This is a genomic window from Psychrobacter namhaensis, assembly GCF_016107545.1.
In the GTDB taxonomy this organism is placed as follows: Bacteria; Pseudomonadota; Gammaproteobacteria; order Pseudomonadales; family Moraxellaceae; genus Psychrobacter; species Psychrobacter namhaensis.
On record NZ_JABASS010000007.1, the window covers coordinates 110,156 to 130,247 of the forward strand.

The following is a 20,092-nucleotide window of genomic DNA, read 5'->3' on the forward strand; positions in this document are numbered from 1 at the left end:
GAATCAAAAACGCTCACCATAGCATATTATATCTTTAAAATTGCGGCGTCCCGCCTTTTTCTTCAGCACGTTTAAAGGCTGGACGTTCTTGACAACGCTTGAGCCAGTTTAATAAATTGGCATATCTGACTTTGTCCATTCCTGCTCGTGCATTAGACGCTGCTACCACGATATACATTTGTATGTCCGCCGCACTAAACGCTTCACCTGCAAACCAATGATTGTCTTGTAGCTGTTGCTCCATGAGTTTTAGGTTATTCGTGATGTTGTTATTAATCATTCCATCTTCAACTTGTTTACGAATGCCTTTGCTGATCGGTTTGATAAGCAGGGGTGATCTCTCAACCACTTTACTAAACACCAATCGCATGACCAGTGGCGGCATGGCCGAGGCTTCAGCAAAATGCAACCAAAACGTATAGGCTTCCCACGCCGCTTCATTGTCATCAGAGGGCTTAAACTGATGCTCGGTATCATAGTGTCTCAGCAGGTACTCAATGATAAAACCTGACTCAGCCAAGGCGCGATCATCGACTTCGAGTACAGGCGTGTGTCCAAGCGGATGAACTTTCTTGAGGCTTTCAGGAGCAAGGTAGGCTTTCGTACGCTGGTAACTGGTCAGCTGATAGTCCAGCTCCAGCTCTTCTAATAACCATAAAATACGAAACGAGCGCGAATTGTTTAAATGATGCAGATTTAACATAAACCATCCTAGTTTAGGGTGAATAAGCGACAATATTCTATGCATTATGCATTATAAATAGGGCCACGCATGCAACCAAGCGTGACAGCATTCATATCGATAATAGCGTAATTGCCTCACCTTTAATACGAGACTGTATAGATCAATAACAAAAAACAATGTCTAACAAGTCAAACTTAGCTCTTCACGCTAGCCAACCTTACTTTGAGTGTAACACTTCAATTTTACGTGTCATCTTATCTATTTTTTGCTGATACTTTCTAATTTTACGAAACCGATGCGCCGTTAGTACGCCTTTGATACGACGATTTTTCAGACGCCGACGCGGTGGAAAGCTCCCCACTTGTGGTTCGTTGTATCCGTGCAAGCGGTCATCACGCTTACGGGCCCAGTACCCTAGCGCACTATCAGTAATCATCATCAGCAACGCGATAAAAATCATGCCGTACATAAATAAAGAGCCACCCTCATCGATACCTTGATGCAAAATAGTGACTGAAAACACAAACAAAAATATCGGCTCAAGGTAACATAAAGTCCCAAATAATGAGACGGGCAGTTTTTGGCTGGCCACCATGGTCAGTGACATCGCAGCGGTACTGATAATACCTAATAGAGGCAGTAGATACCAAAATTTATCAGCGGCTATCGCCAACTCAAAACCGCCGTTCAGGTACAACGCAATCAAGACCACAGGCGTCAATAATACAAGATCAGAGATAAGTCCTGTGATTGGTGGCACTGCTAATTTGCGGCGTAACAGATAATAAGGCGGATAACCCAAGCAGACAAATAAGGTCGCCCATGATATTGCGCCATATTGCACGACATCATATACGATACCGACGCCCGCACATATCGTGGCAATCCATTGCAGCAGACTCATGTTTTCATTATAAAAAAACCGGCCAACCATAATCATAATCATGGGGTATAAAAAGTAACCCAACGTCACCTCAAGACCCAAATCATTGACTGGTGCCCACATAAATATCCAAATTTGCGCACCCAATATCGGCGTGGGTAATATAAATAACACCCATTCTTTAGGTGTTTTCAGTGTTCTTAAATAGTCAAAAATATGCTGCCATTGCTTTAATACACTGACCAGTAATACCAAACTAAACAGCATCATCAATACGCGCCACGAAGCGACTTGCGTACCTGATAACGGCTGCATCAGCAACCCGAATAAAAACAGCAATGAGTATAAAAAATTGGCAGCCACCGCAGCGATGGTGCCTTGCGACGTCTGATTGGTAGTAAGCATAACAACGACCTTTAAAAATTGGTGCACTTTTTTGGCAATTTTAGAAAAAAACAAAAGCCTCCGACGCTAACGTCAGAGGCTTTTTCTAGAACAGTAAAACGAGACTGACCAGTTAATTACTGAGACAGTGAGTCGTTATGGTTTCATTCATTGTCATTGGCAATATCGATCGAGTCGTTAACATCCGTCGTCGCTGTGGTACCAGCCGCCGCATTAACCTCTACCTGCTCCTGCCCTTCCACATCAAATGTACCGTCTTCTTTCATGGCTTCGATGAGTTCATCGTCATTCTCTTCGTGTTCCACACGTGCCATAGCGACCAATTTTTCATCTTTTGATAGACGGATTAGCGTGACACCCTGTGTGTTACGCCCAGAGCTAGCAACATGCTCAACTGGTGTGCGTACTAGCGTGCCTTTATCTGAGATTAAGATAATGTCGTCTTCAGGCTCAACTTTAGTAGCGCGGACTAAGGCTCCATTACGCTGACTGGTCTTGATGGCGATAACGCCACCCCCACCGCGATTTTGGGTATTGAACTCATCGATAAAGGTACGTTTACCAAAGCCGTTTTCACAAGCGATCAAGATTTCGCGTACATCATCTTCGATAACCACCAATGACTTGATAAACTCATCATCCGCCAAGCGCATACCACGTACGCCTTTTGCCGTACGACCCATAGAGCGCGCATCATTCTCATCAAAACGAATGGCTTTACCGCTTGAGGCAAACAACATGACCTCTTGACTGCCATTGGTGATACGAGCGCTCACCAGCTTATCGCCATCTTCTAGACCAACAGCTATCAGGCCGTTAGAGCGAATACTTGCGAATTGCTCAAGCTCAACGCGCTTGACCGTTCCATTGGCTGTCGCAAAAAACACAAAGTGACCGCTGACTTCATCAGACATTTGCGGAATTGGCAGTATCGTGGTGACCGTTTCATCACCATTCAAGCCAATTAAGTTGACCAATGGACGACCACGAGCGCCGCGACTGGCAATCGGCACTTCAAAACCACGTAAACTAAAGACGCGGCCACTATCTGTGAAGCACAGCACTGTCGCATGCGTTGATGTGACTACCAGATGATCAATCACATCATCTTCTTTCATTGCGGTTGCTGATTTGCCTTTTCCGCCACGTTTTTGTGCAACATAATCATCGATCGGCTGGGTTTTGGCATAGCCAGTACGCGACACGGTCATGACGACGGTTTGCTCAGGAATCAAGTCTTCACGGTTAAAGTCAGTACGTGAATCGATAATATCTGTACGACGCTCATCACCGAAGTTATCACGAATCTCAATCATCTCGTTAGAGATAATGGTCATTAGCTTATCAAAATCGCCAAGGATAGACTCTAAATGAGCGATTTCACGTAGCAAATCCTGATATTCTTCGGTCAATTTGTCTTGCTCAAGGCCCGTCAAACGATGCAACTGCATATCTAAAATGGCATTGACCTGCTCAAGTGACAAACGATAGCGTTCTTCACCTTCTATTAAGCCGAACGGTGCTTTAGGGTCCTCGCCTTCGATAAAGTCAGGACGCACAGATTGGCTGCCAGCTGCCGTGAGCATCGCAACGACGCTACCTGAGCCCCAAGTGTTGTTCAGCAGGCTTTCACGTGCCAAGCCGCGGTTTGCAGACGCTTTAATCGTTGCAATAATATCATCAATATTCGCTAATGCGACGGTCAAACCTTCGAGCAGGTGACCACGTACGCGGGCTTTATTCAACTCATAAATCGTACGGCGCGTCACGACTTCTTGACGATGACGGACAAATGCAGCGATGAGCTGACGCAAGGTCAATAGCTTTGGCTGACCATTATCGAGCGCCACCATATTGATACTGAAGCTAGACTCAAGCGGGGTTTGTAGGAATAAGTTATTGACGATTACTTCGGCTGTTTCGCCGCGACGCAAGTCAATAGCGATACGCATGCCGTCTTTATCAGACTCATCACGAATCTCGGTGATGCCTTCGATTTTTTTATCACGCACAAGCTCAGCAATACGCTCGATGAGCTTGGCTTTATTGGCTTGATAAGGAACTTCAGTGAATACAATACGCTCGCGATCACGGTTGACACCTGTATCACTCATGGGCTCGATATGATAGCGACCACGAATATGCAGGCGACCTTTGCCCGTACGATAGGCGTCTAAAATACCCGCACGACCATAGATAATACCGCCTGTTGGGAAGTCAGGGCCTGAGATGTGTGACATCAGCTCTTCAGCCGAAACTTGTGGATTTTGGGCATAGGCCAAACAAGCATTGATCACTTCGGTCAGATTATGCGGCGCCATATTGGTGGCCATACCGACCGCAATACCAGTGGCCCCATTGACCAATAAGTTCGGAATACGCGCTGGCATCACGCTTGGCATCCGCTCAGAACCATCGTAGTTGTCTTCCCAATCGACCGTGTCTTTGTCCAAATCAGCGAGCATCTGATGGGTCAGCTTGGTCATACGTACTTCGGTATAACGCATCGCCGCCGGTGGATCATCATCAATCGAGCCAAAGTTACCTTGACCATCAACCATCGGATAACGCAAACTAAAATCCTGCGCCATCCGCACGATCGCATCATAGACCGCACTATCGCCATGCGGGTGATACTTACCGATGACATCACCAACCACACGTGCCGATTTCTTATAAGGCTTATTATAGTCATTAGATAACACGTGCATGGCGTACATCACACGGCGGTGTACAGGCTTGAACCCATCACGCACATCAGGCAGCGCACGCGAGACAATCACGCTCATCGCATAATCCAGATAGGATTGCTTTAATTCATCTACGATGCCAATAGGACTGACCGATTCGCTCATATACACTCCTTCACTCACATTCTTTTTCTAATGCTGACACTTTTACTTGAGACACTCATGAGCTACACAAAAATACAGCTGCATCAATACGCAGCTCTTATCAAAATATAGACCACAAAAAAACACTGCTAAGCGTGCAAAACAATAGGAAAATGGCGATAGTTTTAATGTTTAATAAAAGAAGCTATTTTAGCACAAAATTGCTGATTTAGGGGTATCTGACTGTCATTAAAAACAAGCCACACGGTTCATTTCCAGTGATATTTTGAATAACTAACACAGGCTAAAGTAATCCTAATGGCAGGTTTTTTTTGATTGACTGATTTTGCCGTTTTTACAAACAAACTTACCATCTTTTGAGCAGTGCGATACCCCGCCCATCTTGCCTGAGCAAGGGGTATTTTTGGCCTGTGCTTGACTGATAGGCAAGGTAATAAAGGCAAACACAAGTAGTGACAGTAGCATCGATTTCATATTTTCTCTCTTGTTAAGTATTGAACTACCTACATTAAAAAACTGCATCCAGTGGACACAGTCTTCTTGAAATAACTCACATGCGAATAATTTATAGCATTTGACTACATTACGTTGGGTTAGCACTTTGATTAAAATTTTGCTCAAAGAACTCACGAGTGGCTTGCGTACAGGCAGTGCTAACGAGACCAGCATGATAGGTACTAAGTACCGCCACTTGCGCTGCTTGCTGGGCTTCTACTTCACTGCCACCATTTTCAATCACTTGCTGAGCAGCATTGTTACCCACCAATTGAACCGTGCTTGCAAAGTTCGCTTGAACATTATCGATGGTGTTACTCATCATCCATGAGTTACTCATCGCTGAACCAATGGGGATCACTGTACTCTGATCACGATCATCATCGTTTGTGGCATCCACATCGAGTACCGTTACATTCAGATTTGGATTTTGGGCACTTGCTTGTTGCAGTATCGCCGCCATTGACCCCGTATTTAGGTCATAAAACACGGTTGGATCTTGATTACCTCCACAAATCAGCGTCGGCATAGTTGGGATATAACCACGCAAATCATTGTCTTTTAGCGCACGGCGCAGCTCGTTTTGTGGATTCTCTGCTGGCAAAAGCCCCGTTCTAGCCAGCAGGTTATCAGGATTGGTTTGTACATCCGCTAAATAATTGGCACGATAACTGGTTTGAACCAAGTAGTTTTTATCAGCAAAACCAAAACCACTCTCGTTAGCAGTGGTTTCAAATAAAGCAGTTTTTGGTAATTTTCCTGCTGTTATTAGCGCCTCAAAGCTCATGGTGTTTGGCAAGTTCGTACCTGCATATTGACTGGTAAACAGCTCGGTTGGATTGCGGTATATTTTGCCCTCTACATTTTGTAAGCTTCTTGCCAATAGGGGCGCAAAAGCTGTCGCACCAATATTAACATTGCCGGAGAATATTGCATCTCCAAAAGCGGCAAGCGCGTACGGTCCTGACGATGGGGCAATCGCAGTGACAGGTTTATTTTGTTGCTCAAGTAGCTGTGCGGTTGCCATGGCGACATGGCCGCCTTGTGAATAACCTGTGAGAAATAGCTTGCCAGAATCTTTGACGTTTAAGTAGTTGGCATTATTGGCTGCTTGTTGCTGCTTAATAATGGTTCGCGCTGTATCTAAAGCGGTAACCATTTCCTCCGATTGCTGCTTGGCATTAAGATACGGGTGGTAATCAAGATCTGAATCATCGTAACCAGCATAATTGGGGACTACAACGATATAGCCTTGAGCGGCAAAGTTGGCCGCTATCAACGTGGCACGCACCCCTGCTGGGTTATCAAGATTACCTACCTGTGTGAAGTCATAATATCTTTCTGTAGCGGTGCCATGGGCATGCAGCAATATCGGTCGATCACCTTGGCAATCGGCATCAGTACCACTTGGCAGCATGAGCGCACCCGTAGCATTAGTGGCTTCACCTGCTGAGCCTTTGGTTGGGTAACTGATTTTTTCGACCGTGACACCACACTTAGCATCTGGAGTAACTGCTTTGCCGATGGCTGAAGCGTCTTGTAGTGCATCATCTATATCATCAGCATCAAAGGTAGCTACTGACTTAACGCTAGTTGAATAAGTAAACCTTTCATTGTCATCATCCCCGCAACCAACCAGCAGTAAACTACTGGCAATGGCTACCGATAATAGACAACGTGACATGGTTGGTGGGCGAATAGTTGGTGGACGAGTAATACTAGAGGTTGAGAAACGAGTGTTACCAGCAGGTTTGGCGCTTGTACCGGTGGCAGGTTTTAGTTTTATCATAATTGCTATCCTTAGCAGTAAAAAGTCATATGTTTGCTGCGAGTCCTTGGCAGTCAGTCATTTCAGTTTGATAGACCCTTTTAATCAATAACTATTCTTGAACACTTATCATTGAAGCCTACTCAAGAACAATTGTTTCTGAAACCTTACTATTTATACCGTAAAAAATGATGAAAAGCCACTGGAAAACATGTACTTGGTAACCCCTTTATTCTTTATAGAAAAATACTACCAGTCGTTGAACAGTCCTAGCTTAGCTATTGTCTTTGTTGTACGATGTTCCAAAATACAACTCTGGTACAGACAGTTTCCCTATGCAAACGAGCCATGAAAATACAAAGAAAAATGAAAATCAATTGATAGATGCATCAAAAGCGACTCAACAAGAAGACATACGCACTGATCGAAGCTTTGACGCCATTGCTGATCATTTTGAAAAAAAGGTGTACGGTGGTTTAAAAGGTGACATTCGCTTGGCTGTATTGCGCCGTGATATTTTTGAGTATAGTACGCAGATGCATCAAAAACTTGGACGACCTTTACGTATTTTAGATGTGGGTGCAGGGCTTGCACAGATTGCGATTGAGCTTGCTACGCAAGGTCATAGCGTGGTGATCAATGATATTTCAGCCAATATGCTTGAAAAAGCGCAAGCGCGCGTGGCACAAACAGATAAAGACTGGGATCTTAAAGACTTAGATATCACCTGGTATGTTTGCCCCTATCAAGCGCTGCAAGACAAGTTAGCAAAAGATACAAATAAGTTTGATTTGATCATGTCGCATGCTTTGCTTGAATGGCTAGCCGAGCCAGCAAAGGTCATGGACTTTTTTGATCAGTATCTAACAGATGATGGGGCGCTATCCTTATGTTTTTATAATCCAGCGAGCTTTGATTATCGCAACCTCATCATGGGTAACTTTAATTTACTCGACAATACGGACTATAAGGCTGACAACAAAAAAAGTCTGACGCCCAACCATCCCGTTGCCAAAGAAGAGGTAGAGTCATGGTTGGCCGCGCACCATTATCACGTTGTGCTTACCAGTGGTCTGCGCGTGTTTCATGATTATGCACCGCTAAAACGCGGGGGCCACAATGACCCTGATGCCGTGATACGGATGGAGCTGCGCTATTCACAACAAGAGCCGTACAAATGGCTCGGGCGTTATTTGCACATACTAGCCGCTCGGCACGCTTAAGCGTGATGACGCACTCTCGCTCAGGCAAAGTTTTATAACACTTCTGTTAGTGCGCTTTTTTACACGCTTTCACAACCGCTACTTTATTTCCTCCACTCTCTCTGATCTATCATATTCTGACCAAGTCGTGGCATTGATGTCTTTTTCGTCAAACACCACGACGTGCTCTAGCAGCGGTAAGATACCAATCTGTGACCCAATCTCATGATTATGATGACTGGCGACTAATGACAATACGGTCTGCCCATCATCGAGTTGTAAGCGATACAAGTAATTGGCCCCGCGAAACACCCGCCCAATCACTAGTGCCGTCTGCGCACTGTCATCATCATGAATGATGTCATCAGGGCGTACCAGCACTTTGATTGGCGTACCGTTTGGATAGTCATACTCACAATACTGCGGCTGTCCTAATGCATCACACACTTCCATGCGCCGATAAATATTGCCCAGTGCCGTCTCAACATGGCCTTCTTTGATGATGCCGTCTATCATCGCCCCTTCACCCACAAACTCGGCCACAAAAGGACTGATTGGCTCATGATAGAGCTCACTTGGGGTTGCCCACTGTACCAGCTTGCCTTTATCCATCACCCCCACTTTATCGGCGAGTGCAAACGCTTCATTTTGGTCATGAGTCACCAAAATCGCTGTGGTATTGGTACGTTTGAGAATATCACGGACACTCATTGCCAATGACTCACGTAATACCACATCTAAATTAGAAAAGGGTTCATCTAGTAAGAGCAGCTTAGGCTTTGGTGCCAGTGCGCGGGCTAAGGCTACCCGCTGCTGTTGACCACCCGAGAGCTCATTTGGACGTTTGTCCGCATGCTCAGTCAACTCAACGAGGCTTAACATTTCAGCCACACGGGCTTTTTTGTCAGCGGTAGACCATTTATTCAGTCCAAATGCGATGTTTTTTGCCACGCTAAGATGACCAAACAGTGCATAGTCCTGAAACACCATACCCATACCGCGTTTGGCGGGGGCTACGGCAAATGAGTTACGAGCGGTTTTATCAGTAAGACACTGATTATTTAAGTAAATGCTGCCGCCGCGGCTTGGCTCTAACCCTGCAATCGCTCGTAGCGCCGTGGTTTTACCACAGCCGCTATAACCCAGAAAACAACCAATCTCGCCTTGTTGTAACATTAATGACAGCCCATTAACGATGGTAACATCGTCATAGCCCACGATCAGATCTTGCACACTAAAATAAGCGTTGCTCGTAATATCTGTTTCAACCTCTTGGCTAAAGGGACTGTCTGGTTTCTGGTTTTTTTTAGGCGGAGTTTGAGGCATTTTAATTTGTGCTACTGGCGGTTTTGTTGCATGCTCAGAATTCGCCTTAGTCTTTATTGACTTGGCTTTTACGGCGTTAGGGTCTGATGAGTCGTTCATTGAATCGGTGTACATAGACGGTACCAGTTAGCGATTAGTAAAATGAGCTGTCTTTAAAATTGCTTTTATCCTTGCTTATCACTTTGACGCAATAATATCCAAACAGGGAGTAGTCCAACCAGCACAATCAATAAGCTTGGTAAGGCCGCACGACCCCACATGCCTTCACTGGTCATCTCAAACACTCGCACAGCCAGCGTATCCCAGCCTTGGCGACGCGTCATCAAAGTAATCGGCATCTCTTTCATCACTTCGACAAACCCCATCAGTAAGGCCGTCAGCACGCCGGGGCTAAGCACTGGTAACATCACCTGTCGCCAACGCTGATAAGGACTGTCACTCAGCAGATTGGCTGCGGCTTCTTGATTGACTGTCAATCGCTGTAACTGCCGATCGATGGGCTGAAAACTCACCGTCATAAAGCGCGTCGATAATGCCAGTAGCATCACAATCACACTGCCGGACAGAAATTGCTGCGAGGTAATACCAAAAGCAATCATTTGGTTGTCTAGCCAAGCGATTGGAATAAAGATGCCTACCGCCAAAACCGTACCTGGTACCACATAGCCCAAATTGGCTAAAGTGGTCATCAGCTTGGTTAATTTATCAGGATACTGCCGCTTAATCCACGCAATAATAACCGCCAAAAAGGCAATAAAAAGCGTGGTCATACTAGCAATCATCAGGCTATTGGTCACAAAATCAACGTAACGAGCATCAAAATCTTGCCGAAAATTCAATGCGGTCCAATAAATCAGCTGCAAAAATGGTATTAAAAAGGCGATTGCAAATACTAGTGTACACAGGAGCGTCATGGCCAGTTTAGCAGGTTTACTGGCTTCAAAACGTTGGCTGCTGCCTTGAGTGACTGAGCTTCCCCGCTTGGCCTGCCAATACTGCTCAAACAACACCACGATAAAGACCACACCGATTAACAGCGCCGCCAACTGGGCCGCCGTCGTTAAACTAAAAAAACCAAACCACGCTTTATAAATAGCCGTGGTAAAGGTGTCGACGTTAAACACCGAAACCGCGCCAAAATCTGCCAAGGTTTCCATGCTGGCCAGTAGCAACCCACCAATGATCCACGGCAGCGCTTGTGGCAGTGCCAGCCGAAAGAACACGCGACCACGGCTAAGTCCCAGCATCTGTCCCGCTTCTATCGCCCGCCTGCCTTGAGATAAAAACGCTTGGCGCGCCAGCAAATAAACATAGGGATAAAATGCCAGAGACAACACCATACCTGCGCCCCACACATTACGTACCGAGGGTATCGCCGTATTGATGCCCAAATCCCTTAAGCCCGTTTGTAATGGCCCGCTAAAATCCACAATACCAACCGTGACAAACGCCAACACATAGGCCGGAAACGCCAACGGCAACATCAGTGCCCACGAAAAAAAACGCTGCCCAGGGAAGCGGTACATGCTGGTCACCCAAGCAAGCGCAGTGCCGATAGTGCCAGAAATAATAGTCACCATCAACAATAAGATAGCAGTGTTTTTAAGGACTTGAGGCAGTACATAATCTGCCATGTGCGTCCATATATCAGCTACTGGCTGCGTCCACGATAACAACACGATCAAAATCGGTACAAGCATAAACAGCGAAATCAGTCCTAAGACTGATTTCGAGATCATACGTTTACGGACGGCGTGGTCTTGGCTGACAGTTTTTTTATCATTGACCCTGTCATTACCTGTATCGTTTTGCCCTACAGACGTGTCTGGCGTTTTGATCATATATTGTTACCGTGTCACATGCATAGATGCCTTAAAGATCAATACCAACCTCAAAAAATCTGAGATTGGCATGTCTGTTGTTACTCTATTTGTAACCCGCCTTGTCCATCATTTGAATTGCTTGGGTTTGTAATTCGCCAAACTTCTGCACGTTGATATCGTCTTTTTTGAACGGACCCCATGATCTGAGCATCTCTGATTCATCCACCCCTTCTTTTACTGGGAATTCTTTATCAGAGCTGGCATAGATGCCTTGCGCTTCGTCCGATGACAGCCACTCGATTAATTTAAGCGTCCCATCTGGATTGTCTGAACCAGCAACCACACCAGCGCCTGAGACATTGACATGCGTGCCTGTCGTGCCTTGATTGGCCCAGAATATCTCTACCGGGAAATCTGGTTTTTCATCCAACAGACGACCATAATAGTAACTGTTAGCAATACCTACTTCACACTGACCAGCGGCAATGGCTTCTAGCATGCTGGTATCATCGCTGAATACATCAGTCGCTAGGTTATCCACCCATCCACGAATGATTTCTTCTGTTTTTTCTTCGCCCAAGTGCTCTATCATGCTGGCCACAAGCGACTGATTATAAACCTTTTTAGAAGTACGAAGACACAACTTGCCTTTCCATTTTGGATCCGCCAAATCTGCGTAAGTCGATAGCTCATCGGCACTAACTTTACTTGGGTCATAAAAGATAGTACGGGCGCGTAATGACAGGCCTGTCCACTGACCTTTTGGGTCACGATACTTTGCAGGGACATTTGCTGCTAAAACGTCTGAAGCCACTGGCTGCAGTAAGCCTTGCTGCGCAGCTTGCCACAAGTTACCCGCATCAACCGTCAAAAGCATATCAGCTGGGGTATTTTGCCCTTCCGCTTCTAAACGCGCCAGCAATGGCCCAGTGCTGTCCGTGACCAGCTCAACCTTCACCCCTGTCTGCTCAGTATAACGATCTAGCAGTGGCTTAATTAACTGCTCATTACGTGATGAGTAGATAGTAATCGTTTGACCATCAGTGCTGGTAGCACCATCATTAGCGACGCTTTCTTCCGTGCTAACTGCCGTTGTTTCTGCATCCACGCTCTCTTCTGTCGTAGATGAGTTGTTACAGCCAGTAAGACCCAGCATCATGCCAAATACGGCAACAGGTAAGGTCAGCTTATTAGAGGTTAAAGTGGCGGTGAGGGTGTTCAATGACATGGTTTTCCCCATAATGGCGCTATAAAAAGATGAGATGGATGGTGAAACAAAATTGTGCTACCAATCGCGGTATCGATCACGCATGGTTCAGACTGATAAGACCATAATGTATGGAAACAACATACTAATGCAAATGAGATTAACTATCAATACATTTGTTAATTCAGAAATTGGTCTATGATGCGACTTAATCTGCGCGTTTACAGGGCTACATCTATCGCCCATCGTGTTTACTTATTTTTATAGCTGATTTAAGTGAAAGCACACGTTACTGCTTTATAGTAGCCACTGCCCCAACAGAACATTAACGGCCGCTTCAGTCCGTAATATGCGCGGGCCTACATGTACTGCCTCGCAGCCTTGGGCGGCAAGTAATTCTATCTCGTAATCAATCCAACCACCCTCAGCACCAATACAAACCAGATGAGGCATGACCAATGCTGACGGCTTCTGTAAGTCCTGTTTTTGTAAATACTGCTTTTTTAAGTACTGTGTCAATGACTGGGAAGTATACGGGTGCGCCACGATAGCGCCTTTGCTCACCAACCGAGGCAATTCATCTTCGACAAACGGTTTAAAGCGTTTTTGTAGACTAATACGAGGCGCTATTGTATCGACGCCTTGTTGTAGCCCTTCTAATACAAGCTCATCAAGGCGTTTAAGTATCGGGCTTTGCCAATAGCTTTTTTGCGTGCGGTAGCTATTTATCAGGATGATATCGCGTACGCCAAGCGCGGTCATATCCATAATCAAGCGGCGCAGTACTTTGGGACGCGGTAGTGCCAGGATCACCGTCAAATCTAGCTTAGCTGGCGGTGCGATGCTGAGCTGGACATCACGCAACTGGATACGATCAGAGGTCATACCATCAATAACTGCCGTCCCTAAATAACCGCCGAGCTGACCAATTTTAAGGGTGTCTCCAACTTTTGCCGCCAATACATTGTTAACGTGATCAATTTGTGGCAGTGCGTGAATGTGTGCCGTATCGTGCAAAAAGTTTGCCGCTGGTAGTAATAAACAGTTCATAAAGTCTCTGCGTGTGAGTGTTGCTCGATGACACTGGTAATCATGGTAAGTTGACGGGTCAATACCGCTTGCTGTTGTTTGGTCATCTGCTCGCCTGCGTGTCCCGCCTGTTTTGCCAGTTCTAGGTGACTGAGCCAAAACGCCAGCTGCTGATAAATACGGGTTTTGTCGTCATTGTTAGCAGCAGACTGTTTGCTAGAGGGCGCTTGGTTTGTAGAGAGCTCTTGATTGATATTTGCCTTATTATGAGTGGCTACTTGCTCATCTGTAGCAATGACATTCGCTGCCACCTCTTCCACCGTAACGGGACGATAGCAAGGATTTTGCGGTTGATATAGCGCCCCTACCTCAGACAGTTTGTCCACCACACTTTGACACGATTGAGTATAGCGCCCCATTATCACAGGCGTTGCGACGCTCGCAGGCTCAACAGGATTGTGCCCGCCAATATCAATCAATGAGCCACCCACTAGTGCCACATCTGCCAATGCGTACCATATCATCAGCTCACCCATACTATCTGCCAAATAAACGGGGGTATCTATGCTAATGGCCTCCTCTCTACTACGCCGCGCCATTTTTAACGTTGTGTTTTGAATGAGTGTTGCTACTTCATCAAACCGTTCAGGATGTCTTGGCACGATGATTAACAACGTATTGGCCAGTGCTGGATTGGACAACAACTGCTGATGCAAGGATAGCGCCACTGCTTCTTCGCCGCTATGCGTGCTTGCCGCCACCCAAATTGGTCGGCCGACTATACCCAGTTTTTCTGCTAAGTCGACCTGACGATGAGCGAGGTGAAGTGTTTGTACCGTCGTATGCTCGCCTTGAATATCAGCCGCCTCTGTGACGCTGGCGCCGGCAGCAAGCTTAGGGGCGTTAATCACCCACTTTAACGAGCCTGCCACCCGAATCTGCGCACTATACGCCCCCAACTGCCGAAAGCGTTTCGCAGACTCATTGTCTTGCGCAATGATTAACGTCAGGTTTTTCATCATACTGGTACTGACGGCCGCAATTTTTTGATAGCTTTTAAATGAAGACGCCGACAGCCGACCGTTGACTAGGATACTAGGGACGTGATGCTCAGACAGTTTGGTTAAGATATTTGCCCACAGCTCTGTTTCTACAAACAAAGCCGCTATGGGCTGCACATGAGCCAAAAAAGTCTCAATAACGACCGGGCTATCTACAGGGACGTAGCTGTGGCTCATGCGACCTTGAGTAATCTCATCAGCAAAACGACTGGCGCCGCGAGCAAAGCCTGTTTGTGTGGTGTTGGTCAGCCATATCTGATACCCCTCTGCCAACAAAGCCTCTAACAAAGGGGCCACTGTGTTGGTCTCACCCAATGAGACCGCATGGCACCAAATCACGCCTTTATTCGCCTGCGACTCAGTAGTACGCGTGGCATCAGCCAATGGCCGTGCAGGATATCGTTTACCAAAACGCTGCTCAACCTCTTGTTGATAGTTATCGCGCTGATGTGAGCGTCGCCATACTTGCAGCCGATACAAGGGCTTGAGTAAACCGATAATCAGTTGATAATAAAGGGGCGGCGTATAAACAGCACAGCTAGGCGGCGATGCAAGATCAGAGGATGATTTTGCAGAACAATCAGAGGAGGTATGGGAAGATGGCATGAAGCAGCCTAGATTAGTAATTGATCAAATAATAAAAACAGTCGTAAAAAACGCGCCAATTCTACCTGAATTTAGCGCTTAATAATAAGCTTTTAAAGGTGATTTACCATAAAATATTTTAGACAAAAATCAATATCAACAACGCTATTACGCCCACTACGCCAAGCAATATTTGATAGCGTTTGATACTATGCTGCTCTTGCTTTTTTGTGGTCATCAGCACTTGCGCTTGTTGCCAATGTGCGACCAAGTCGGCGGCTTCAGCGTGACCATTTTTGGCGGCTTGCGTGAGCCAATATTTACCATTATCTATGTCTTGAGTGACTCCTAGTCCTTGGTAATACATCTTACTTAGTAGGCGCTGGGCACGGCTGTCATCTTGGCTGGCTGCCTGTTTAACCCACTCAACCCCAGACGCTGTACCAGCTACTTTATCAACGGCTAAGCCCTCACTAAGTAGCTCATACATGGCCAAACGCAACATCGCAGCGGTATGACCAGCATTAGCAGCTTCATGGAGTGCCAGCAGCGCCTGCTTTTTTGCGGCCAAATGTTTCTCTGAAAAAAAAACTTGCGCCCGAGGCTTATTTTGCTTGGCAATATGCCGCTCAAATTGTGCCAATACATTATTAGCTTGCTGATATTCAGTATTACCCGCACTTTGCTCTACTGCTATGTCATCTAGCTCTACAAGCAGCTGTGTGAACATCTCTGGCGTTGGTGAGGTCTTTAGTGCCGATGCTGGTTTTGTTATGACAAGCTGCTCTGAGGGACGATTGGTTAATAATGTCTCTGCTTTAGCCAGCTCAAGCTTACTATTTTCAGATAAGTCACTAGCCGCTGGTCTCTCCTTGCCAGCTACGCCATTTAATGGTTTGTGAACAATCGACGCTTCACTAGTGTTTAAATGGACATCGATATTGCGATCAGCATTCTGAATATCGCTATAAGTGGCTGATTCAGTCACTTGGTTATCACTGTTATTTGGTAATTTATTATTAAGTAACCTATCATTCGGTAGTTTTGCGCTGACTGCTTGGTATAAGCCACTAGCCACTTGACCGCCTTGCACTGCCGCAAACTGCCGATCGATATGACCAAACAGACGCAACCCTATTGGCTCTAAGGCAAAAAACAGGGATACCACGGTACTATTGTCCGTGTCATCACGATAGTTTACCGCCATGTGTTGATAAAAATCATCGGTTACTAGTGACAGTTCAGGATAGCGCTTGCGTAGCTCAAATTGACCATACCAATGCGGCGTGCTTTGCCACTGCTTCGCCAATACTCGCCCTGCATAAAACGCTAAAAACATCATAAAATTACGATGGCGCTCATCGACTAATAGTGCCTGCTCATTCCACTGATCCGCCTTAATCATGTTACGGCGTAGCTGTGACAATAACATGTCCACTCGCTGCAAGCTTGCCAACGACTCGTCCAACACACAGTCGCGAAGCTCAGTTTCATAAGCAATGCCGCCTGCAATCGGACGCTTGGCTAAGAAGTCTTGCCAATAACCGGCTGCAATGTAATCAAGTGGCGTGACGGGCGATGCAGACATAGACAACCGGGTCCTTTCTGTAAATAAGTTGATAATAAAATAGTGAAACCAGCAGAGTCATAAACCCACATACACAGGTTAAGGCAACCTAAAGTGTGAGGCGCTACAATAAAGGACTAAATAAGCGTACCACATTATCAAACAAACGCTCAGCACCATGGCGCTGACGCCACTCTTCTAAGCCCAAATACCGGCAGTTTTGTAAATACACCTCTTGGCAGTCAGCCACTTGAGCGACCATCGCTGGCGTGTAAATTGCCAAACTGACCTCCATATTAAGATAAAAGCTGCGCTGATCGATATTCACGGTGCCAAATAGACAATAATCATCATCGATAACCACCGTTTTAGCATGCAGCAGCCCGCCCTTAAATAAAGCAATGGTGACACCTGCCTCAAGCAATTCTTGATAGCAGGCTTGTGATGCATGCTGCACGAGAAACGAATCGACTTTTTCAGGCACAATAAGCGTCACTTCAACCCCGCGCTTGGCTGCTATTGCGAGTGCGCCTGACAATGCTTCGTCGGGTACAAAATACGGGGTAGTAATACGAATGCGTTTGTTAGCACGATGCACCACCGTTACCAACGTATTATAAATCACATGGGCCGTCACTTGTGGTGCTGAAGGTATCAGCTGCGCCAGCACACCTTCGACGACTGGCATTCTGGGTATGATAATCGATGTCGAGCCAATATCTGGCTGCTTGTGATAGTCAGCGTGATCGCCTAACACTTTTACCCGACTGTTTAAATCATTGATGGTTGGGTCCATCACGTATAGCCGACGAGTATAGCTGTTTACCCGCTGATTGAGGGCGTGTAGATTGTCGTTGTTTTCAGCACCGATATCCGTTGCGATGACCTTTGCCATGGCCATCGTAATACTGATCGAGTGCCGACTGGTGGTGCGTATTGCTACATCAATCCACTGTCCCACGTTTTTATTTTGTTTAAAAAATCTCGGATCGACCAAGTTAAAACTACCGATATACCCGATATGTTCATCAATGATCACCATCTTACGATGATTGCGCAAATCTGAGCGCTTAAACAGCGTCTTAAATAGCCCCACTGGCAGCGACTGATGGACAAAAACACCCGCTCGCTCTAACGTACGATGAGCGCTACTATTAAAAAAACTAAAACTCCCCACACTATCAGCCAGTACGTGGCATTCTACGCCCCGCTCTGCTGCTGCCGATAGCGCTTCTATCACCTCTAGCACCTGTCCCTTGGGATATACAATATAAAACTCCATCAGGATAATACGCTGCGCCGCGTTTATATCCTCAATCAGACTCTGAAAAATGGCATTAGACTCAGTGAGTAACTGCATCTTGTGATCAGGAAATACCCCAAGCCCTGTCCAGCGTGTGCCGATTTGGCTGACACCGCGATAATTGAGTGGTAGCAAATCTTGTCCCTGATCAAACACCAAATGCTCGCGGCGCGCCATATCGTTCATCAGTAGGCTAGCTTGATCCACTCGCTCACGATAGCGCCGCCCAATCATCGGCTCCCCCAACAGGATATAAGCAATAAAACCAAACAGCGGCAATGTATAGAGCACAGCAACCCAAGCAATCGATACACCGATATTGCGCTGCACCGATACAATCCGTAGTGTCATTACTATCATTAGCACCACATGCAATACCAGACCTAAGCCTGCAAAGTCTCCCCAAGACCAGGTGGTAAAAGTGTGTTTAATAGTAGAAGTGTCTATACTAGCCTCCGGCAATCAAGATAAAACAAAGCATAATACAGTATAATAGCTTTTTGCCACCAAACGATAGCTAACTGTGATACGAATTTGTATAGCAGTAACCCTAAGCAAATGATGCAAGTTACTGTAAACAATAAGATTAAAAATATATTTTTAATTATTTACTAAAATTTTTAAAATACTATTTGACAGCCAACTGTAAATCTATATAATACACACCCACAGCAACGGAGCTTAGTGACAAACTTAGGGCTCAGTTGATGTTGAATAAATTGCATAGCAATTGTTCGAAGGGTGATTAGCTCAGTTGGTAGAGCGTCTGCCTTACACGCAGAATGTCGGCGGTTCGAATCCGTCATCACCCACCACTTCTTAGCGAGTGGCTAAATAAGCTAAGACGACCTAAGCAGCGGTAGTTCAGTTGGTTAGAATACCGGCCTGTCACGCCGGGGGTCGCGGGTTCGAGTCCCGTCCGCTGCGCCATATTTAAAACGAATTTAGACTGTTAAGTTTAAGCGAGTTTCGCCTCAAACATTAGATTGTTTGGGGTTTTTTTGTGTCTGTAGAATCGTATGATTTGTATCAGACTTCCTAGTAAAAACTATAAAGCAAGTACTATTGAAAAGTTATTAAACACTTTAGCTTGATGAACGCTGACTCATTCGACTGACGCTAGCAATCAGGGCAACCATGACCACACCCATAATAATGAGAAGGCCTGACATCATGTGCGCCGCTTCGTAGTTCAGCGCTTCAACTTGCTCATATATCGCAATCGATACCACCTTAGTCTCACCTGAGATACTACCGCCTATCATAAGTACAACGCCAAACTCACCAATAGTATGAGCAAAGCTGATCAAACTGCCCAGCACAATACCAACGCGCGCTTGCGGTAAGACCACCCTTATAAAACGCCTCATATAACTAGGCTCTAATAAATGAGCAACATCCATGACGTTTCGAGGAATACGCAAAAATTGGGCATAAACAGGCTGGATATAAAAAGGTAATGAGTAAATAATCGAGCCGATAACAAGCCCTTCAAAAGTAAAAATCAACGAGCTCATGTTGTGCTCATTAAGCCACTGACCGATGCCCACGCTGGGACTTAGCAGTAACAAAAGATAAAAGCCGATGACCGTAGGAGGCAAAACAAGTGGCATGGCAATAGTGCCCATGAGCAAAACTTTAAGACGTGCCCCAACTTGCGTACGGCTGGGCTTAGCAAGCCAATACGCTACAGGGGTGGCAAACAGTAATAGGCATAAGGTGGTAGTACTGGCAAGCTTGATGCTTACCCAAAATGGACTTAGCATATCTGACATAAGAGCCTGATCTATCATAATGTCACTGCTCGTTCCATTGGTAGAAGTTATATTGGATTTAACTATTGAATAGTCAAATACCCTGCTTGCACAAAGTGTTGTCTACCTGCCGTCGAGCGTAGA

14 protein-coding genes and 2 tRNA genes are annotated in these 20,092 nt (G+C 45.8%); 3 read left to right on the plus strand and 13 right to left on the minus strand.

Features of this window, described 5'->3' with window-relative positions:
- Window positions 1–34: 34 nt before the first annotated feature.
- The 5 genes from JFC06_RS07405 to JFC06_RS07425 form a co-directional block, all read right to left on the minus strand.
- Window positions 35–703 (minus strand): glutathione S-transferase, encoded by a 669-nt coding sequence (locus tag JFC06_RS07405; RefSeq protein ID WP_193004626.1) that lies wholly within the window; start codon window positions 701–703, stop codon window positions 35–37.
- A gap of 199 nt (window positions 704–902) precedes the next feature.
- Entirely contained in the window at window positions 903–1,973 is a 1,071-nt protein-coding gene (rarD, locus tag JFC06_RS07410; protein ID WP_198334532.1) for an EamA family transporter RarD, read from the minus strand.
- A 143-nt stretch (window positions 1,974–2,116) separates the two neighbouring features.
- Window positions 2,117–4,828 (minus strand): DNA gyrase subunit A, encoded by a 2,712-nt coding sequence (gene gyrA / locus JFC06_RS07415; protein ID WP_198334533.1) that lies wholly within the window; start codon window positions 4,826–4,828, stop codon window positions 2,117–2,119.
- A 294-nt stretch (window positions 4,829–5,122) separates the two neighbouring features.
- On the minus strand, window positions 5,123–5,302 hold the full coding sequence (locus JFC06_RS07420) for a YdcA family protein (protein ID WP_193006752.1): 180 nt from the start codon (window positions 5,300–5,302) through the stop codon (window positions 5,123–5,125).
- Between the two features lie 109 nt (window positions 5,303–5,411).
- Window positions 5,412–7,112, minus strand: coding sequence for an alpha/beta hydrolase family protein (locus JFC06_RS07425; RefSeq protein ID WP_198334534.1), 1,701 nt, complete (start codon window positions 7,110–7,112; stop codon window positions 5,412–5,414).
- 314 nt (window positions 7,113–7,426) lie between these two features.
- Between JFC06_RS07425 and JFC06_RS07430 the strand changes: the two genes are divergently transcribed.
- Window positions 7,427–8,314 (plus strand): methyltransferase domain-containing protein, encoded by an 888-nt coding sequence (locus tag JFC06_RS07430; protein ID WP_198334535.1) that lies wholly within the window; start codon window positions 7,427–7,429, stop codon window positions 8,312–8,314.
- A gap of 78 nt (window positions 8,315–8,392) precedes the next feature.
- Here JFC06_RS07430 and JFC06_RS07435 read toward each other — a convergent pair whose 3' ends face one another.
- The 7 genes from JFC06_RS07435 to JFC06_RS07465 all read right to left on the minus strand — a co-directional run bounded on the left by JFC06_RS07435 (window position 8,393) and on the right by JFC06_RS07465 (window position 18,656).
- A complete protein-coding gene (locus JFC06_RS07435; protein WP_406947921.1) occupies window positions 8,393–9,619 on the minus strand; it encodes an ABC transporter ATP-binding protein in 1,227 nt (408 codons plus the stop codon).
- A 164-nt stretch (window positions 9,620–9,783) separates the two neighbouring features.
- On the minus strand, window positions 9,784–11,460 hold the full coding sequence (locus JFC06_RS07440; protein WP_198334537.1) for an ABC transporter permease: 1,677 nt from the start codon (window positions 11,458–11,460) through the stop codon (window positions 9,784–9,786).
- Window positions 11,461–11,545: 85 nt separating this feature from the next.
- Complete coding sequence (locus JFC06_RS07445) at window positions 11,546–12,670, minus strand: extracellular solute-binding protein (RefSeq protein WP_198334538.1); 1,125 nt, start codon at window positions 12,668–12,670, stop codon at window positions 11,546–11,548.
- A gap of 276 nt (window positions 12,671–12,946) precedes the next feature.
- Window positions 12,947–13,699 (minus strand): 16S rRNA (uracil(1498)-N(3))-methyltransferase, encoded by a 753-nt coding sequence (locus tag JFC06_RS07450; RefSeq protein WP_198334539.1) that lies wholly within the window; start codon window positions 13,697–13,699, stop codon window positions 12,947–12,949.
- The gene (locus tag JFC06_RS07455; RefSeq protein WP_198334540.1) at window positions 13,696–15,345 is read right to left on the minus strand and encodes a 3-deoxy-D-manno-octulosonic acid transferase; all 1,650 of its coding nucleotides are present in this window, start codon (window positions 15,343–15,345) and stop codon (window positions 13,696–13,698) included. The genes JFC06_RS07450 and JFC06_RS07455 overlap by 4 nt, the downstream gene beginning before the upstream one ends.
- Window positions 15,346–15,463: 118 nt before the next feature.
- Window positions 15,464–16,912, minus strand: a complete 1,449-nt coding sequence (locus JFC06_RS07460; RefSeq protein ID WP_198334541.1) for a tetratricopeptide repeat protein — start codon at window positions 16,910–16,912, stop codon at window positions 15,464–15,466.
- 103 nt (window positions 16,913–17,015) lie between these two features.
- Window positions 17,016–18,656, minus strand: a complete 1,641-nt coding sequence (locus JFC06_RS07465; protein ID WP_265088178.1) for a cardiolipin synthase — start codon at window positions 18,654–18,656, stop codon at window positions 17,016–17,018.
- Between the two features lie 277 nt (window positions 18,657–18,933).
- Between JFC06_RS07465 and JFC06_RS07470 the strand changes: the two genes are divergently transcribed.
- Window positions 18,934–19,009, plus strand: a tRNA-Val gene (locus tag JFC06_RS07470).
- 38 nt (window positions 19,010–19,047) lie between these two features.
- Window positions 19,048–19,124, plus strand: a tRNA-Asp gene (locus tag JFC06_RS07475).
- Window positions 19,125–19,279: 155 nt separating this feature from the next.
- On the opposite strand, the gene modB is transcribed toward JFC06_RS07475, so the two are convergent.
- On the minus strand, window positions 19,280–19,987 hold the full coding sequence (gene modB / locus JFC06_RS07480; RefSeq protein WP_198334543.1) for a molybdate ABC transporter permease subunit: 708 nt from the start codon (window positions 19,985–19,987) through the stop codon (window positions 19,280–19,282).
- Window positions 19,988–20,092 lie beyond the last annotated feature (105 nt).

Bases quoted from the DNA above. Each gene is read 5' to 3' on its own strand.
- JFC06_RS07445 (WP_198334538.1), bottom strand. From the start codon at position 12,670: ATGTCATTGAACACCCTCACCGCCACTTTAACCTCTAATAAGCTGACC.
- JFC06_RS07440 (WP_198334537.1), bottom strand. From the start codon at position 11,460: ATGATCAAAACGCCAGACACGTCTGTAGGGCAAAACGATACAGGTAAT.
- JFC06_RS07455 (WP_198334540.1), bottom strand. From the start codon at position 15,345: ATGCCATCTTCCCATACCTCCTCTGATTGTTCTGCAAAATCATCCTCT.
- JFC06_RS07435 (WP_406947921.1), bottom strand. From the start codon at position 9,619: ATGCCTCAAACTCCGCCTAAAAAAAACCAGAAACCAGACAGTCCCTTT.
- JFC06_RS07460 (WP_198334541.1), bottom strand. From the start codon at position 16,912: ATGTCTGCATCGCCCGTCACGCCACTTGATTACATTGCAGCCGGTTAT.
- JFC06_RS07430 (WP_198334535.1), top strand. From the start codon at position 7,427: ATGCAAACGAGCCATGAAAATACAAAGAAAAATGAAAATCAATTGATA.
- gyrA (WP_198334533.1), bottom strand. From the start codon at position 4,828: ATGAGCGAATCGGTCAGTCCTATTGGCATCGTAGATGAATTAAAGCAA.
- JFC06_RS07405 (WP_193004626.1), bottom strand. From the start codon at position 703: ATGTTAAATCTGCATCATTTAAACAATTCGCGCTCGTTTCGTATTTTA.
- JFC06_RS07425 (WP_198334534.1), bottom strand. From the start codon at position 7,112: ATGATAAAACTAAAACCTGCCACCGGTACAAGCGCCAAACCTGCTGGT.
- modB (WP_198334543.1), bottom strand. From the start codon at position 19,987: ATGATAGATCAGGCTCTTATGTCAGATATGCTAAGTCCATTTTGGGTA.
- rarD (WP_198334532.1), bottom strand. From the start codon at position 1,973: ATGCTTACTACCAATCAGACGTCGCAAGGCACCATCGCTGCGGTGGCT.
- JFC06_RS07420 (WP_193006752.1), bottom strand. From the start codon at position 5,302: ATGAAATCGATGCTACTGTCACTACTTGTGTTTGCCTTTATTACCTTG.
- JFC06_RS07450 (WP_198334539.1), bottom strand. From the start codon at position 13,699: ATGAACTGTTTATTACTACCAGCGGCAAACTTTTTGCACGATACGGCA.